This window comes from Leptospira yasudae, from assembly GCF_003545925.1.
GTDB classification, from domain to species: domain Bacteria; phylum Spirochaetota; class Leptospiria; order Leptospirales; family Leptospiraceae; genus Leptospira; species Leptospira yasudae.
This window is the reverse complement of the sequence record NZ_QHCU01000001.1, coordinates 284,887-302,179: the sequence shown is the minus strand read 5'-3', so window position 1 is coordinate 302,179 and position 17,293 is coordinate 284,887. Positions and strand designations below refer to the sequence as shown.

15 protein-coding genes are annotated in these 17,293 nt (G+C 44.1%); 8 read left to right on the top strand and 7 right to left on the bottom strand.

Annotation, left to right across the window (positions count from 1 at the left end; genetic code table 11):
- Window positions 1-113 precede the first annotated feature (113 nt).
- On the top strand, window positions 114-1,322 hold the full coding sequence (locus DLM76_RS01420; RefSeq protein ID WP_118956218.1) for a metallophosphoesterase: 1,209 nt from the start codon (window positions 114-116) through the stop codon (window positions 1,320-1,322).
- 64 nt (window positions 1,323-1,386) lie between these two features.
- Window positions 1,387-2,013 (top strand): MORN repeat-containing protein, encoded by a 627-nt coding sequence (locus tag DLM76_RS01415; protein ID WP_118964179.1) that lies wholly within the window; start codon window positions 1,387-1,389, stop codon window positions 2,011-2,013.
- Window positions 2,014-2,054: 41 nt separating this feature from the next.
- Here the strand turns inward: DLM76_RS01415 and DLM76_RS01410 are convergent, their stop codons facing one another.
- Both DLM76_RS01410 and DLM76_RS01405 read right to left on the bottom strand, forming a co-directional pair.
- On the bottom strand, window positions 2,055-2,258 hold the full coding sequence (locus tag DLM76_RS01410) for a tautomerase family protein (RefSeq protein ID WP_118964178.1): 204 nt from the start codon (window positions 2,256-2,258) through the stop codon (window positions 2,055-2,057).
- Window positions 2,259-2,322: 64 nt separating this feature from the next.
- On the bottom strand, window positions 2,323-3,534 hold the full coding sequence (locus tag DLM76_RS01405; RefSeq protein ID WP_118964177.1) for a helix-turn-helix domain-containing protein: 1,212 nt from the start codon (window positions 3,532-3,534) through the stop codon (window positions 2,323-2,325).
- A 1,163-nt stretch (window positions 3,535-4,697) separates the two neighbouring features.
- On the opposite strand from DLM76_RS01405, the gene DLM76_RS01395 reads away from it, so the two are divergent.
- Window positions 4,698-5,879, top strand: a complete 1,182-nt coding sequence (locus DLM76_RS01395; RefSeq protein WP_118964175.1) for an AraC family transcriptional regulator — start codon at window positions 4,698-4,700, stop codon at window positions 5,877-5,879.
- Here the strand turns inward: DLM76_RS01395 and DLM76_RS01390 are convergent.
- The 4 genes from DLM76_RS01390 to DLM76_RS01370 form a co-directional block, all read right to left on the bottom strand.
- A complete protein-coding gene (locus DLM76_RS01390; protein WP_118964174.1) occupies window positions 5,869-7,623 on the bottom strand; it encodes a putative Ig domain-containing protein in 1,755 nt (584 codons plus the stop codon). The genes DLM76_RS01395 and DLM76_RS01390 overlap by 11 nt on opposite strands.
- 499 nt (window positions 7,624-8,122) lie before the next feature.
- A complete protein-coding gene (locus tag DLM76_RS01385; RefSeq protein WP_118964173.1) occupies window positions 8,123-9,169 on the bottom strand; it encodes a hypothetical protein in 1,047 nt (348 codons plus the stop codon).
- A gap of 603 nt (window positions 9,170-9,772) precedes the next feature.
- Entirely contained in the window at window positions 9,773-10,417 is a 645-nt protein-coding gene (locus tag DLM76_RS01375) for a hypothetical protein (RefSeq protein ID WP_118956234.1), read from the bottom strand.
- Window positions 10,414-11,013, bottom strand: coding sequence for a J domain-containing protein (locus DLM76_RS01370; RefSeq protein WP_118956235.1), 600 nt, complete (start codon window positions 11,011-11,013; stop codon window positions 10,414-10,416). Before DLM76_RS01370 ends, DLM76_RS01375 begins: the two co-directional genes overlap by 4 nt.
- Before the next feature lie 63 nt (window positions 11,014-11,076).
- On the opposite strand from DLM76_RS01370, the gene miaB reads away from it, so the two are divergent.
- Genes miaB through DLM76_RS01355 form a run of 3 tightly spaced genes read left to right on the top strand, consistent with a single transcriptional unit; the run spans window position 11,077 to window position 15,172 of the window.
- The gene (gene miaB / locus DLM76_RS01365) at window positions 11,077-12,426 is read left to right on the top strand and encodes a tRNA (N6-isopentenyl adenosine(37)-C2)-methylthiotransferase MiaB (protein WP_118956236.1); all 1,350 of its coding nucleotides are present in this window, start codon (window positions 11,077-11,079) and stop codon (window positions 12,424-12,426) included.
- Complete coding sequence (locus tag DLM76_RS01360; RefSeq protein WP_118964171.1) at window positions 12,423-14,306, top strand: LptF/LptG family permease; 1,884 nt, start codon at window positions 12,423-12,425, stop codon at window positions 14,304-14,306. Before miaB ends, DLM76_RS01360 begins: the two co-directional genes overlap by 4 nt.
- A gap of 38 nt (window positions 14,307-14,344) precedes the next feature.
- On the top strand, window positions 14,345-15,172 hold the full coding sequence (locus DLM76_RS01355; RefSeq protein ID WP_167450708.1) for a hypothetical protein: 828 nt from the start codon (window positions 14,345-14,347) through the stop codon (window positions 15,170-15,172).
- A 15-nt stretch (window positions 15,173-15,187) separates the two neighbouring features.
- Here DLM76_RS01355 and DLM76_RS01350 read toward each other — a convergent pair whose 3' ends face one another.
- A complete protein-coding gene (locus tag DLM76_RS01350; RefSeq protein ID WP_118964170.1) occupies window positions 15,188-15,997 on the bottom strand; it encodes an FcpA-related putative periplasmic flagellar protein in 810 nt (269 codons plus the stop codon).
- Window positions 15,998-16,140: 143 nt separating this feature from the next.
- On the opposite strand from DLM76_RS01350, the gene DLM76_RS01345 reads away from it, so the two are divergent.
- Complete coding sequence (locus DLM76_RS01345) at window positions 16,141-16,590, top strand: methylglyoxal synthase (RefSeq protein ID WP_118964169.1); 450 nt, start codon at window positions 16,141-16,143, stop codon at window positions 16,588-16,590.
- Window positions 16,591-16,661: 71 nt separating this feature from the next.
- A complete protein-coding gene (locus tag DLM76_RS01340; protein ID WP_118964168.1) occupies window positions 16,662-17,258 on the top strand; it encodes a hypothetical protein in 597 nt (198 codons plus the stop codon).
- Window positions 17,259-17,293 lie beyond the last annotated feature (35 nt).

Here is a 17,293-nt window from a genome sequence, read left to right as displayed (position 1 = left end):
GTCAAGGGTTTGGGAATATTCTAGGATCTGAAAATGGCAAAGTATAACTTGGCATCGACAGGAATTGAATCTGAAAAGAAACTTCCCGCGTTTTTTCCGGTCTTATTTAAGTAATGGAAAATCAGTTGTCCCGTTTTCTTATCTTTCTTTCCGTATTCACCCTCATCATCGCATTGGGTTACACGTATACGGGTTTTCGTTTGATCCCGGCTTTAGGCGCCCAAGGTTGGATTTCTTGGCTCGCCTGGGGTTTGATCGTTTTATTCACCTTGAGCATTCCGGTCAGTTATTACATCAGCTTGACTTCGCGTCAGGAATCGGTTCAAACCGCGTTTTCCTATCTCGCCTTTACTGGGTTAGGTTTTTTTACGATCTTATTCAGTCTCGTTTTGTTGAAGGACATAACCGCGGCATCGATCGGAGGAATCACGACATTCTTTCCTATGTCCGAATCCGGAACGGAAGCTGCCGGAGTGGACCTTATCGAAAGGAAAGAATTTTTAAACCGACTTCTCAGTTTTTCCGTGATCGGGCTTGCGGGCGGATTGACGGGGATCGGATTTTATCAGGCGCATCGCAAACTGAAGGTGATTTCCATCGACGTAGTGGAGGAGAATCTGCATTCTTCCTTGGACGGTTTTCGCATCGTCCAAATCTCGGACATCCATATCGGGCCTACGATCAAAAAGGGATTTCTCGAATCGGTGGTAAGAAGGGTCAACGAACTTGAACCCGATCTCGTCGCGATCACGGGGGACTTGGTCGACGGGCCTGTGAGTAAACTCGGACATCATATCACTCCGCTTGCGGATCTGAAATCCAAACACGGAACCTTCTTCGTAACCGGGAATCACGAATACTATTCGGGCGCTCTTTCTTGGATTCGAGAATTGCAGAAACACGGCATACAAGTTTTGTTAAACGAAAACCAAATTCTCGAACATGGAAAGGCGAACGTCACTCTTGCAGGCGTAACCGATCTCAAAGCGGGAACGATCATCGCCGAACATAAAACCGATCCGCATCAAGCGATGAGAGGCGGAGAAGGATCGGACTATAAGATTCTGCTCGCGCACCAGCCGAACAGCGTCTTTGAAGGAGCGGCCGCCGGATTCAATCTTCAACTTTCCGGCCATACGCACGGCGGACAATATTTTCCGGGGAATCTTCTGATCTATCTCGCGCAGAAGTTCGTCGCCGGTCTGCATAAGCACAAGGACACTTGGATTTACGTAAGCCGAGGCACCGGATATTGGGGACCGCCGATTCGACTCGGCGCTCCGTCCGAAATCAGCGTAATTCGTTTGAAGAAAAATTCCTAAGACCGTTTCGGAACCGGCAATTCGTATCCGATATTCTAAGAAGGACTTAGAATGGAGGGCGACGATGGTTTCGGGGCGAACCGGACAACAAAGAATTCTAACGTTAGGAGTCGTTCTTCTTTTCGTCTTCACGTCCGTTGCCTGCGGAAAGAAGAATAAGAACGCTCCTAAAAAAGAAATTTCCAAAACGACCGGTTCCAAAAAGAAAGAAGATCTGGACTTGGAACCGGAATTGAAGGAAAGAAAGTTCTTTCAAGAAGACGCACAAGGCCAGCCGAAAAAATACGTCGAGTCCGAGGAATCGCATTCGGACGAAGATCGCAATCTCTCTCCCAAAAAAGAAACGAAATCATTATCTGCGTATGTAGGTTCCTCCCCCGGATGCAAAAGCGGTAATTGTAGGGACGGAAGCGGGATTTACGTTTACGATTCGGGCGAAGCGTATTCCGGAAGTTTTAAAAATGATAAGCGACATGGTTTCGGTAACATACACTACCGCGACGGCGACAAATATGCCGGTTATTTTCAAAACGACAAGAAGGTAGGGACCGGAACGTATCGATTCGCAAACGGAGCCGTTTTTAGCGGAAGATTTTTCGACGACGGAGAAAGCGCGGAAGGTTTTTTGACGATCGGTAAAAAGAAGAAGGAATGCTCCATCATCCGCAACAAGATGAACTGCAATAGATAAGGGAATATTCAGTTTTTATAAAGTTCTGAGTCCGAATTCGGTTAGGTCTGTTTTTTCCGAAGTTCGCTGACTTGATCAAAGCCGATTCCCCAATTGTCCGTTTCCACTTCTTCGATGATGACAAACGTGGTCTGAGGGTTTTTACCGAGGACGTCCTGTAGAAGTTTCGTAGCTCCGGCGATCAATTCCGCCTTTTGTTCTTTGGTAACGCCTTCGTTGGTGACTTTGATATTGACGTAGGGCATGTTTCTCTCCTCGACCGAGTTCGTTGAACCTTAGACTCGGCCAAGAGAAGAGAACGTCGAAAAGTTATCCGAGCTGGTTTTGAAACTCCAAGGCCATTGATTGTGAATCCACGGTTCTTGCGAGAGCTGCTTTTTGAAGAATATTGTTTCTGAATTCTTTCGGAGGTTTTCCCGCGAATTTCAAACAAGCTCTTCGAAAAGAAGAAGGGGAATTGAAGCCGCTAGCGAGTGCGACTTCCAAAAGATTGATTTCAGGCCGTTGCTGAATCATTCTTCCGGCTTCTTCCAAGCGGTGAAAACTTAAGAAATCCGTAAAGCTGAGATCCTTATAGTTGTTCAAGTAATAGGACGCTTGATGCAGGGAAACTCCGATATACGCCGAAAAATCCGACAAACGAATTTCTTCGTCGAGGTATTCGCGGTCTTCCACGAATTTCTGAATTCTAGTTTCGATTCGATCGATGTCGAGACGTTCGACTAAATTTTTAGAACCGGATGTTTGAAGAGCTTGGACTTTTAAATCCTCGGACTTCACTTCCATCAACTCGCTGGAAAAACCCACCTTCCAGAAATCGGGATGATTGTATTCTAAGATAAAGAAATAAACCACGAAGAATCCGGTAAAAGAAAGCGCGGTCATCATCAGCAATGGAGATTGAATCGCCATTCCGTATGTATGAACGAGAAGCGCGGTGCATAGTATAAAGTTCTGAATTGGATAGTTGAGATAAATCCTTTTCATCTTGTTTTTGATGATAAAACTCAAAGTTAAAATTCCCGCTGACATTTGCAGAAGGAAAAGAACGGTTTTTCCGAAATAAACGATCGAAAGCATATCTCCCATCATAAACGAAGTCAGGAAAATAATCGGAAAAGACGCGAATGTAAAGAGGCAATAACGGAGAGGATTGCGGAGAACTCCGAAAAGATGCATCACATACAACGTGGAAACGACGGAAGCCGTGACCGCAAATCCGTAATAATAGGAGAAAAATACCCGATATTCGAGGGTGAGCGGGCTGTTGATGAAGGTGGACATCAGTGTAATCGCTTTCCCGTGACCGAGGATCAAAAAACAAACACAGGTCAAAAAGATCCCGCGCACGAGGTTCAAACGATCTTGCTGGGCTTTGTAAATACCCTTGTAAAAACCCGAAAGTCCGGTTAAAAAGCTGATTACGATACTGGCTGAATAGAGATATTCTAAATAGCGGTTAAAGCCGTCCTTTAACAAAGTAATATAGACTAAAAGATTCGAATCTGCGAAAAAAATCATCCCTCACTCCTGCTCATCCTCTTCCTAATACCCAAATTTATTTGGACGTTTAGAAAGCTATTTCTAATGTGGAACGCTTAAAAATTTATTTCTTCATTTTGAAGCGACGCAACGGATTCCGTCTGTGCCTGAATTTTGCCGATTTGGATTTGCAAGATTTGAACGACAAAGGAATAAGTTGTTGATAAGAAGTTACTTCGTTATAAAGCAAAAGTCTTTTCATGATATAAGTTGAATTAAATAGAAAAACCGAAATACGAATTGTGCAAAACGTTGTTTCAAAGAACGAAATAAATCATGAATTTTTTATGTCAAATTTTGTTAAACGAAATGGCTTCGCTTTCGAAAAGTCTTGTTTTGGTCCGATCTATAATCATTCTAATCTTTGATAAAGAATAAAATGTCGCGTTGTGCGAAACAGGAAATGGGATTCTTTTTTTATCGAATTCTTATTTTAAAAAATTTTAGAAACTATATTTAATATATTCGGAGTTATAAAAAAAGAAAATTGAAAATCCGGTCAATTTGACGGGTCCATTCTGCGGCGGCCTTTGCATAGATTCGAGGATTTTGTTTCAATTTGACAATAAAAAGAAATGATCCGGCGGCAAGTTTACTCCGCAATTGGAAGCCAAGATCACTTTCAAAAAGCTGAATGTGTTTTCCTGCCAAACCCGAAAAGCAGCTTCGTAAATATCTCGCAATCTATAGACTGATGGGATGTTCAACATATATTCTGGTATTCTTTTTTTAACGAAGTTGGTGATCGATTCTGTAAAGAAGTTACATAAGATCTTTATAATTATAGATTGAATGCTGAATTCGGTTAACAATTTTAGCAAAAAATTATTTCGGGAGAAGCGATCGTTAGAAAGATGGCCGTAGTATCAAGAATCGAACGCATCTATCAATATAAACGTTCGTTCAATAGATAAACGGCGGTTTCTTATACGAAAAATCCCCCGGGAAAAGAGTTCCCGCTAAATAGCCGAATTCTCGGAAAAATTGGAGCATTGAAACAAGATATCGGGCGCAAATCGTATCTCCCATGTGAAAAGAATCCTTTCGACGATCGAAGTGAAAATGTCGGAACACGGTGTGTTCCCAAGTAAAAATAAAACTATAGAAAGTTTGGATTTAGAGTTTGTGCAGATGGATGGTTTATGATGTTGTTTGACCTTTTTAGGGATTTCGTTTTATTCAGCGATCGGGCTTCTCCGTATTTAATTTGTATTCACGCCGGTTCGATTGCCCTGAGTTTTATCACAGGTGTTTCCGAGATTTCTAGATTCAAAAAGAGTGAAATGAATCTGACTCGCGGTCTTGTCGCACTGAGTGTTTGCGGTTGTCTCATTTTAAACACTGCCGCTATCAACTTTCTTGTCTCTCCCGCTTTAGAAAATCCCGCTTTTTATCATCGTTTCTATTTCGGTTTTTATTACGGAATCAATGTGCTTCCTTGTCTCTGGGGAATGTTTTATACGATCTATCTTTTGGGTCTTTTGAAAAGCCCGGAAATATATTGTGTCCGTGCTACGATCAGTTTGCCGATCGTTTTGATTCTTGCTTTCGTTTTTCCTGACATGGATTCATATGCACGTTTTGGAGACCTTCTCGGTTTATCGATTCAAGGAACTACGGGCGTTTGGGGTCTTTATGCGATCTTCCGTTTAAAAAAATCCAAAATCTATTTCAATTACCCGGCTATGAATGCAATGATGTGCATTACATTTTTGCTCCACTATTACGGCGTTTCCACGCGTTCCGCGGATCTAATGTTGATCGCTTGTATGATTCCCGGCCATATCGTGGTTTACTTCTTCGTTTTGGAATATAATTTCCCGGGATTTACCTGGAGGGAAGGGGATCAACTCCGTAGTTTCGGTCTAAAGTCGATTTCAAGCGAACCAAGCGAAGGAATCATCGGAGAAAAGATTCCAAGAAGGAATCTGATGGAAGGCGTAAATCTACAAGTAATCGAGAACCGGATCGAAAAGTTTATTAAAGAAAGAGAATATACGGACGAAGATCTGCGTCTGCCCGACTTTGCCGCTTACCTTGGTCTTACGGTGCATCAGACTTCCTTTTATCTAAATCAATATAAGAAGCTGAACTTTCCCGAATTTATCAATTATCATCGTATGGAGGAGGCGAAGAAGATGATTCTCGATCAGGCTCACTTGAATCTTTTAGAGATCGCGTTGGCCTGCGGATTCAATTCTACTTCTTCGTTTCACCGTGCTTCGATCAAGTTTACGGGAATTCCTCCGAGAGATTTAAAAAAAGAGATTCAAAAAAAGACATTAGATAGTTCTTATGAGCTGACGGAACAACTTAGCGATTAAAGACGTAGACTGCCCCCGCTTTTGATTTTGTGTTGTCGCCGATCGGTGCAACGGGGGAGGAAACCGTTTGTGAACTTCTTTCTTCCGCCGCACCGAGTGCGATGATATCTCCGTGTATCGCGAGACTTCCGTATTCTCCGCTCGGTCCGCTGGTGGTGTTGGAAACTTGATCGTTTGGATCCGCATTCGAAGATTTGATAAAGGAGCGATAAATCCAATTCGTATCTTTTTGAAAGACGTAAACCGCTCCCGAATTTAAGGAGCCGTTGTCGAGCGGATCGGGAAGGACGCCTTTGTTTAAGATCGTTCGACCGGAGTTCGATTCGCGGGGAGCGGCGATGGCGACGGTATTTCCCGAGATTGCGACGGCTTTTCCGAAGAGATCGTTAGTTCCCGCATTGGGCGCCTTTAAGATTCCGGTTTCCGTCCAAGAGGTTCCGGTTCTTTCAAAGACGTATGCGGCTCCTTCGCTGGAGGCTTGTGTGGACGCTCCGATAATCGCGATGTCGCCTGAAATTCCGACCGAGACTCCGAATTGATCGTTTGCGTTCGCGTTCGACGCCTTGAGGAAGGCTTCGCGAGTCCATGTAGCTCCGACTCTTTTGAAAATATGAGCGGCTCCCGAATTCGCAAAAGTGACGTCGTCTTGGCTTACGCCCACGATGATCGTATCACCGGAAATTCCGATTTCAGAACCGAATCGGTCGTTTGCCATCGGATTCTGTGCTTTCAAATACGCTTCTTGGGACCATGTAGTTCCGACCCTCTTGAAAACATAAGCGGCTCCGACGTTGGATCCCGCGTTATCCGAACTCGCGTTCGAGCCGCTTTGGATGGTCGGATCCAAACTCGCTTCTTGCGGAGAACCGACCACGATTGTGTCCCCATTGATGGCGACAAAACGTCCAAAACAATCGTACGCATCCGGATTGGAGGGTTTGAGATACGCTTCGAAATTCCAAGTAGCGCCCGATCTTCGAAAAACATACGCCGCTCCCGAGGAAAGCATAGATTCGTCGGAAGAGGCGGTTGTGGAAACGAAATTCTGATTACTGTCTTCGAACGGCGCACCGATTACGATCGTATCGCCTGAAATGGCGACGCTGATTCCGAATACGTCGGTATTCGTACGCAAGGGGGCGGTGAGATACGCTTCCTGAGACCATGTAGTTCCAACTTTTCGAAATACATAGGCAGCCCCGGTATACGATGTGTCACCAAACGCACCTGCGACGATGGTATCGTTCGAAATTCCGACGCTTACCCCCATTCCGTTATTAGCAAGGAGATTGGAACCTTTCAGAAAATATTGATTCTCCCAATTCAGAGCCTGAACTTCCAGATTGAGAGAGATTGAAGAAGAATCTCCCTGAGAATTATAGGCCGTAATTTGATATCCGGTCGGCGCAAGTGCGGAGGAGGGAGTTCCCGCGATTTCACCGTTCGACGGATTGAAACTCATTCCGTTCGGCAAAGCCGGAGAAATCGAATAATGATCGATGAGATCCGACGTGGTGGGCGTAAAACTCGTGATCGCTTCATTCTTAACAAACCGAAACGATGAGGAAGAATATTGAAATGCCGGTCCGGTTCCGTTCGACGGGTTTGGCATTCCGATTGAAAGATTGGTGTTCAATAGGGGAAGAATGTAGGAACTACCACGATCTCCGGTCAAACAACCGGTAACAAACGTAAGCAGTAGGAGCAATGGAGAATAGAATTCAACAATCAGCCGCTTTTTCATTGGTCCTCTTACAAAGAAACGATACCATTCTTTTGAACTTTCATGAACCTTGTGGCTCAAGTTTAGAACATCGTTTCAAAAAACAAATCGTTAGAAGAAGATACGGAAATCCCGAGGATTATTCTCCATGATTTATAATTGAGGAATTGGCTACTTACAATTATACAAAAGCGAAGTGGTCGATGTAAGAGTTCCTACAGTTGGAACTAAAGCTTATAAAGTTTATCAATATTGCAATTCATAGAGGCATAGCATTTGTAAAGAACGGCGTGGTCGAACTAAAATCGAAGATTGAGTTCAATCAAGTGCTGTTGAAAATCAGTGGTTGTTTTTGTCGCTTAACAAAATCGGAATGACGATCGGTTTCTTTATGAAGTCCTAAGACCTTTCGTCCTTTGGCGCATCGGTTTTACCTGTAATATCATCGTTGAACTGGGTTCTAATGGGATCATTCATTTTGAATCGAATCACCTTATGGATTCTCCATTCTCAATCAAAACTAAGGTAGAAGATAATTGATTCCACCGGCTTCGACGAAAAACCGCGGAACTAATAATAAGATCAACGCGGAAAACGCAAGCAACGCGAAATAGATTTTCTTATGCTTATCGAATTCTTCCGGTTCTGTGCGCAAAGCTTGTAACCAAAGAAAAATCCATGCAGGATAAAACAAATGAACAAAAACCCTGGTAGTGTCGTACGTAAAGAAGGTCACAGCCAGTGACAATCCGAAGGGAATCAAAATCAAAAACTTCTTTTTAACAATTCGCTCGGCCAAGAAAACAAGATTCCCGTTGAAAAAAGAAAACAATGCAAAGAATGGAACGCTCGTGTTGATTGCGATCCATTTGGAAAAGGATTCTTCTCGAATGGTTGACAAACGAGAATCTTCAAACGAAATTCCTTTCAGATAAAAGAGGAGCAAGGAAAGAATTCGAGCCAGAATCAAAGTTCCGAGAATCAAACCGGATAATTTCCATTCGATTTTCTTTTCTGAACTGAACTTTATCAGAACGAGTAACCCGACAATGATGCTGAATTGATAAAAATGATTCCAAGCCCCGAGAAGCAATATTACGGATAAGGCAATGTAAGACGACCATCGCCGATCTTTGGAAATCCGATCCAAAAGTATTAAGGCCGCTACAGAAAAGAAAAACGTGAGATGATCCGGAAATCCGATCCATACTTTTTGAATGAGAACTAAAGGCGAAAATAAAACAAAAAGCCCGATGAATACACCGGCCCCTACGTTGAACTCAAAAGCAAAGTAGCATACGAGCAGAAGAATTCCCGCAGTCAAGATCGTATTGCAAAGTCGCGCGAACTCAGTCGGTGTTAAATCCGCATGTAGTTGATATAAAAGATAGGGTAGTAAAAAAGAATCGGATTGATGTTTGGGTGAAATGTCTGTTTTGGTAAGCCAATAAAGTCCCGTGTTGTAAACTCTCGCTTCCTCCTTGGATTGGTAGAGATAGGAGGAGCCTTCGCGGAGAATGAAGAAGAATGCGAGTGTGAGGAGGAGAGCGGGCAGGATTTTTTTCACGATGTTGAATCGAATTGCTACGGTGAAGGTTTCAGTTTTTGATGTGACTTATTAAGAATGTATCCATTCGGAAAAAGAGGTAAGTAGTATTTTTCTTTTATTTCCATTCCTGGTCCTATGCCCTCGCAGATTCAATGATTTCTATTTGTTCACTATTAATTAAGCGAATCTTAAAGATCAAACTATTATCTTCTTTAAAGAAATAACAATTGGTGTCAATGCAGGTTTGTTTGTGAATGTCAAAGTAATATTTCCCCTTTTCTCCCTACGGTCTTATTGCAATGAGTGGCTTTTGAATTGATAAATGGACAATGTTTTAGGAAAAACAAACCATTTGCCAATGAATTGCTCATTTATATCTCTTTTAGCTAAATCTCTTCCAATTTCGTTTGCAAGTTCCAACCTTCTTTTTTACTTTCAGATTCAACATATAAAAATATCCCGAAAATCACTACGAAATTTAATTTTATCCTGCTCAACTGCGAACAAATGCGCGCTTTATCTACTCTTTTGACGTCCGTTTGAAAGAGGGCGGTGAATGGAACCATTCCAATTTATTCGAATATTCTTATTTTCTAATTCCGGATTCATTCTTCCAAAGAATCAAACATACTCCAACAGATAATTCTTTCCTTTTAAATGACTCGGAAAGAAGATCGGAAATTTTTGCCCAGTTTTTGCGCGGGATCTGCGGTAGGATTTGGATGAGTTCCAAAAGGTTTCGTATTCGGAATCCAAACGAAACAGGAGTTTTTCCCAAAAAATAAAATGAGAGTCCACGAACTCCTGACGAATGTCTTTCGCTCTCAAAGTCAACGGACATTTACCGGTGAATTCTTTCATGAAAACTAAGCCGATCAAAACTCCTCTCGTATCCAAGTAGGGTTCCAGCGGAAAGGTTCTGCAGCTGATGGAACGATTGTCTCTTTCACAAAATTGAATTCCTTTGCATTCGCAGAAAAGCGTTTCTTTGGAATCGTATTCCGCGAGCATCTTTTTGTCGACTTCCGTTTCCGGTTTCCAAACCTTCCAGAGATCGGTTCTTTTTTTCAACATGGAGAACTCGGATCGATACAAGGTCGGAACTGCGTTATCCGCGATACAACAGAACGGAACTCCGTCGTTGTCGGGCTTACACAATTCTCCGCAATCAAAGTTCGTTAATTCTTCTTGAAGAAGGGAATAGTAGTAGGAGATTTCCTCTTCGGCGAGATGTTTCGGATCGTTCTTTTTTGGTGATGTTTTCAATGAATGGGTTCCCGACGTTTTTCGATTCTGTTCTTCTTCGGTGAAAGGATCTTACGAAAGATCGCGTATCCCGAAAAGAGAATTCCCGCAGAACAAAGAATTCCCCACTTTCTGTAGAACAACTCGATGCCGGGGGAGAGAAAACCATTTTTCTGAGCCAGGGCCATTAAAAGGGCGAAAATCGTTAAGAGCGAAAATGCGCTTAGAAAGAATAACACGGTGATCCGAAGATTCTTCAACGTGTTTTCAAGATCCTTTTTGAATTCTAAAAATCGTGAGTAGAATTCTCTGGTTTCTTCCCCTTCGGACAATTTTTGCACGTTATAAAACGATTCGAATTCTTCCGGAATCTTGGTCGTGTCCAAAAGGAGGAACTCATAGTCCAAGGTCTTATCGTATTCTTCTCTGGATTCGGGGGAACTGAGTGTGAGATAGGCTCGGGTGCCTTCTTCCCGATCCAATTCTCGGGAAGGATTCCATGGATCGGATTCCAGTTTTTCCAAATAATCCCGGTACGCGGTCTCGATTTTTCTCAGGTCGGAATTCCGAGAAACATCCAAAAGCCTGTAATAATCCGGTTTGGTATTCACTGCCATAGGGATCTGCCTATCTATGGAAAACCCCTTTACAGCCCGTCCTGCAAGCAGAAATTCAGTCCTATGAGCGTTCTGGAACTGGAAAAAAAGGCAGGAAAAGTCTATATCGAGACCTATGGCTGCCAAATGAATGAATATGACTCCGGTATTGTCTCCAGTTTGATGAAAGACGCTGAATATTCCTCCTCTGTTGACCCGGAGGATTCCGACATCATCTTCTTAAATACCTGCGCGATCCGCGAAAACGCTCACGCAAAGATCTACAACCGTCTTCAATCCCTCGGTTATTTGAAAAAAAGGAACCCGAATCTCGTGATCGGCGTCCTCGGTTGTATGGCCCAGAATCTCGGAGATGATTTGTTCCATCAGGAACTGCCTCTCGACCTGGTCGTAGGACCGGACAATTACAGAAGTCTTCCCGAACTCATTCAAAGAATTCGAGGCGGTGAGAATTCCATCGCTCTCACCCGTCTTTCCAAGATCGAAACCTACGACGAAATCGAACCGAGGGTCGTCAACGGAATCCAGGCCTTCGTGACGATCATGAGAGGCTGCAATAATTTCTGCACATTCTGCGTGGTTCCTTATACTCGGGGAAGAGAACGCAGCCGCGATCCGAAAAGTATCGTGCGCGAAGTGCAGGATCTCGCGGAAAAGGGAATCCGTCAGGTGACCCTTCTCGGACAAAACGTGAATTCCTACAAAGAACAAGGAACCGACTTTGCCGGTTTGATCCAAATGCTCCTTGATGAAACGACCATCGAAAGAATCCGTTTTACTTCTCCGCATCCGAAAGATTTTCCGGTGCATCTCCTCAAGTTGATGGCGGAGAATCCCCGCTTTTGTCCGAACATTCATCTTCCTCTGCAAGCGGGTAACACGAGAGTTTTGGAAGAGATGAAACGTTCTTATTCCAAGGAAGAATTTTTGGATGTCGTGAAAGAAATCCGCAGCATCGTTCCCGATGTGGGAATTACGACCGACATCATCGTAGGATTTCCGAACGAAACCGACGAAGAATTCGAAGACACTCTCGCGGTCGTTCGCGAAGTTCAATTCGACATGGCGTTCATGTTCAAGTATTCCGAGCGCGAAGGAACGATGGCGCAGAGAAAACTTCCGGACAACGTTCCCGAAGAAACGAAGTCCGCAAGGCTTACCAAACTCGTAGACTTACAAACTTCGATTTCTCACGAACAAAACCGCGCGCGTATCGGAAGAGTATATTCCATTTTGATTGAGAACACTTCCCGCAAGTCGGAGAAACAACTCTGCGGAAGAACTCCCTGCGGAAGAATGACCGTGTTTCCTCTTCCCGAAGGAAAGAACGCGGCGGATCTGATCGGTACTACGGTTTCCGTTCAAATCGAGAGCGCGACCAGTGCGACTCTGAAAGGAAGGATCCTTGCTTGAAGAGTGGCGACAATCGGAAAAAGGCGTCTGCTAAAAAGCAGGCGACGCGCGCGTCCTCGAACAAAACGGATTCTCCCGATCCGGATTCTAAGTTAAAAAAAACTTCCTCTTCTCAGAAGAATCCCGATTCTTCTTCTCCTAAAAAAAACGCAAAGTCCAAGAGCGACGCATTCGATGCACGGGAGAATTCTCCCTCTAAAAAGAGCGGTGCGCGTTCTGAAACGACGGCCGCTTCCAATCGAAGCGCTTCCGGTTCCGGCGGCACGGTCAACACCGGAAAAGATTTAAGAACCGTTCGTCTGAGCAGCGTCGAAGATCTTCCGCCCGACTTCAAGGTTCACACGGACAAACGTAAATTTTATATGATCATTCCGATCTTGGATCGGTATATCTTGAAGGAGATTCTCTCTCCGTTTTTGGTCGCGCTTTCGTTTTTCACCATGGTTTACATGGTTCTCGCGCTTCAAAAGATGATCGGTCTTTTCGTGGGGAAGGGGGTAGATCCTCTTCGTCTTCTGGATTACTTCGGTTATCTTCTCGCCAATACGCTTCCGATGACGATCCCCATGGCCTGTCTGATGAGCGGGATCATGGCCGCGGGAAGACTTTCCGGAGACTCGGAAATCACCGCGATCCGATCGGCGGGCGTAAGTTTTCCCCGAATCTATATTAACTTTCTTGCATTCGGTTTCGTGATGGCCCTGACGGTCGGATATCTGAACTTCTATCTTTCTCCCGAAAACACGAGAAAGATGAACGAGTTCAACAAATGGGTGCTCGCATACAATCCTCTTTTGGCGATCACTCCGGGACAATTCAGCGGGGACAAAACCCAAGATCTGTTTGAAAAACGCGCCCGCACGATGTACACCGACGGAATGAATTCCGACACGGGAGAGCTCCGGGGAGTTCAGATCCGAGAATGGGAAATCTTTCTCGAAGGAAACGAATACTTTCATATCGGCGGAAAGATGATTCCTATGGGCGGCTCGAGAATCATCCAAATCATCAACGCGGGCAAGGGAAACCTCGTAGAAAAACAAGGACCGGACGGGGATTATGAAAAATCCATCCGTCTCAAAGACGGTTGGATCTTGGAATGGAGCGACGATCGTAAAAGTTTTTCCGTAACCGATTTTCGAAACGGAGAAATGGATTACAACATTCCGAAAGGGAAAGAAAAGAAAACTCTCGAGTTGAACGTGAAACCCGAAACCTTCTCCATGCCCGTGCTGTTTCAGATTCGTAACAACATGGAAAGTGAAGGTCTCGAAAAAATTCCCGGCTTGGAAACTCTGAAGGAAATGGGAATCGAGATAAAAGGTTTAGTTGGACTAAAGCAAATGGTGGAGCAGATGAAGATCGATCTCGCCATGGGTGCGGCCAACGGGACTCTTACACCGGATCAGATGACTCAAATGTATTCGGTTTTAACGCAGCTGATGGCTTTGATGCAACAAGGGAAGAAGGTTTTAACTGATTTTAATGTGGAAATTCACAGAAGAATCGCGATGCCGATTTCCTGTCTGATTTTCTTCTTCATTTCATTCCCTCTGGGACTTGTGGTAAAGCGTTCCGGAAAAGGAATGAGTTTTACGCTTGCAGTCGTTTTCCTAATGATCTACTTTACATTTTTTACCCTGGGAAGTACGATTTCCTACAATGATAAGGTTCCGGATTGGATCGGTCCTTGGAGCGCGAACATACTAATCGCGCTTCTGAGCATCAATATCATGATCAAAAGAACCGATATGGATTTACCGAAACCCATTCAAAAGATCCTAGATAAGATCTCCGATCAAAAAGAAAAATTGACAGAGAGATTAGAAAGTTTAAGTATATGGGGAAAAATAAAAAAGATCACGAAAAGAGGTTCCTGACCCGGGAAAATCCGCTGGTTAGTGTTACAATAAATACGATGAGTCAAAAAAACGCGATCATTTGGCATCTCACATCAGGAAAAGAATTCCCGATTCAAATCTGGAAGCACCCTCGTGTAAACATCGAGCTGAGCAAAGTGTCGCTCGACGGACTCGGGGCGATCGACCTTATGAAGGCCGATATTCATATTTTCTTTCTTTCCGTGAGTTTGCAGGAATGGAATCAAATCCGCGAATTCATCCGTAAATTCGAACTTCATCCCTATGTCAGTTTAATCATGGTTTATTCGGACGACGCCGAAAAGATCAACGGAGTCGTTCCCGAAAGCGGCAAAATCGAAGTCCTCGAACATCCCGTTCATCCGAGAAATTTAAGACTCATTCTAGATAGAACGATCCAATCCGAATTTTATAAACTCGCCGCGAACGAAATCGGAAACAGTTGTCTGACCAATATCGGATTTTTCGAAGGAGTTTTCGAACTGGCCCAAAAGGAATACAAGGACGCGACCAAAGCGAACGAAGCCTTACAAGCCATCTTGGAATTCGAATCCAAGGTCAAAAAGAACAACGAAGAAATCAACAAGGCTCTTGAAAGAGTCAACGAACTCAAGAACAAGGAATTGCTCGCGTTGCACGAACGATTGAAGGTTTCCGAAATTCTCGATTCGATGAAAACGCAGGAATTGAAGGACGCGTTGGATTTCAAAAAGGCGACCGAACAAGCCCTGAATTATTCCCATATCGAAGAGATTCAACTCGATAAGATTCTCGAGGCACAGGATCGACTGTTCGCTTATACCGAAAAAGAGATCAAGGATCTGATCGAGGAAAACCGCAGCCTGAAAAAACGTCTCGGAATCTAATCGTTCCGATTTCGTTTAATCTTTAAATAGCTCTCTGGAGAATTCCTTATAATCCGGAGAGTTCTTCCCGAACTTATATTCCGCGTACAACAAACCGTGTTTCTTCCGGAGAATATCGTATTTCTCCCGGGCTTGATCGTCCCGGTTCTTTTTGGAAAGACGATAGGCCCTTTCGTAACAGTTCGCGAGAAAACCCTGAGCCTCCGAATCTTCGTAATACTTGTTTCCGATTTGGATGTATCGTTCCAGAAGATCCATGGCTTGCATAAAATTTTTGAGAGCGAGCTGGTGTTTGATGTATTCGCGATAAATGCCGGCTTGCAATTCGCGGAACTGATCCGAATCTCTCACTTTCTCGTTTTGAATTCTTTCCAAAGAATTCATCGAAGCGACGAGAAGATGAATCGCGTCCGATCGCGACTTGTTTAAGTCCCTTGCCAGAGCGCGTTCGAAATTCTCGCGTCGATTTTGTTTCTGCCAATCATAACGATCCGCTTCGAACGTCTGTTGATCGAATTCCTTGCGTTTGGCGTCGGCGAGATCGCTCGACTTGCGGAAACGATCCACGGAACTTAAGAAACCTTCCTTTGCTTTTTCAAAAAGATTCTTGGAATTCTCCTCGCTCGCGTCTCCCAAAAGATCGATGTCCTCGAAAGGAAGAACGTCCTTTCCCCAATTGGAATCTCCGCTCGTACCGTCGGGGATGAGAATCTCGATCTTCTTTTCGTTCGACGCCTGTTCGCTTTGCAGAGTCAAGGGAGAATGGAGAATGAAAAATGAAATCGTAAAGCACGCGAATCGAAAATAAAACGAGGAAGGGTTCATTCGGATTTTGCTCGAAACAAAGACGAACGCGGAGAAACGCCGGTTCGACTTTGAAAAAAAAACTCTTAGGTCAATTTAGGATTGGTCGCCGATGCCCGTCATCAAAAAATTAGATTGAAATCAACGAGAAAGAGTAACGAAGAATGAAAGAAGTTTCGGTTCCCGCGACAAAAAGAATCGCACTCGTCGCACACGACAATCGCAAAGAGGATTTGGTCGCATGGGTCAAAACCCATCGTGAGATATTATCCAGACATCATCTATTCGGAACGGGGACGACCGGAAAATTGATAAACGAAGAGGCCGAATTGCCCGTATATCGATTCCTTTCGGGACCGTTAGGCGGGGATCAGCAAATCGGGGCGAAAATCGCGGAAGGGGATTTGGATATCGTGATCTTCTTTTGGGACCCTTTGACGGCGCAGCCGCACGACCCGGACGTAAAAGCTCTCTTAAGAATTGCAGTACTTTATAATATACCTATGGCTTGCAATCGATCCACCGCGGACTATATGATCAGTTCTCCCCAGTTCATCACATCGTATCAGAAAGTTCTGATGGACTACGACACGAGAATCAAGAAGCCGGAGTGATTTTTGTGGGCGATCGATTCGAATTTATCGGTGCTGTAGTTCCCACAGTATAGTTTTTACGAAGAATTCCAATGAGATGGATCAATCAAATATTGAAAGGGAGTTCCGACCCCATTCTTCCCTTGCAGTTTTCGGAAGAAGCGGTCGCCGCGATTCGAGCGCATTTGGAAAATCGGCCGGAATCCGCGTTCCAAGTAAGAATCGAAAGAAAAGGAAAACATTCCAACGTCCAGGTCGGATACGATCGTAAGAAAAACATAAAAACCGCATATTCCTATCCGGTTCCCGTCGAAATCGAAGCGGAGGACGAGGTTTGTCTGGAAGGATCGCGGATGGAATGGGACGCGGAAACCCAGGAATTTCGGATTCATCCGGATGTGGATTTGGATCTGGAATACGGAATTCTTTTCAACCGGTTTACGATCCACGTCAATCGAAACACGTTCAAAAACGATTCCGCTCGGATCTATCAAAGCCCGTCCGATTATCCGAATTGGTTTCCGATCCAACCGGAACGATTCAATCTTGCTAAAACGAAAATCCAAGGAAGAGTCTGGACGTTCGATTTGAAAGAACGATACGATGCCGAAGAAATTCTCAGATTGGAGCAGGGAATTGCCGACGAGATTTTGGATTATTTCAGCGAGTTTCCGCGACTTCTTGATTGAGGTTCGAAGTTAAGGATGGATTCGATCGTCCGCTG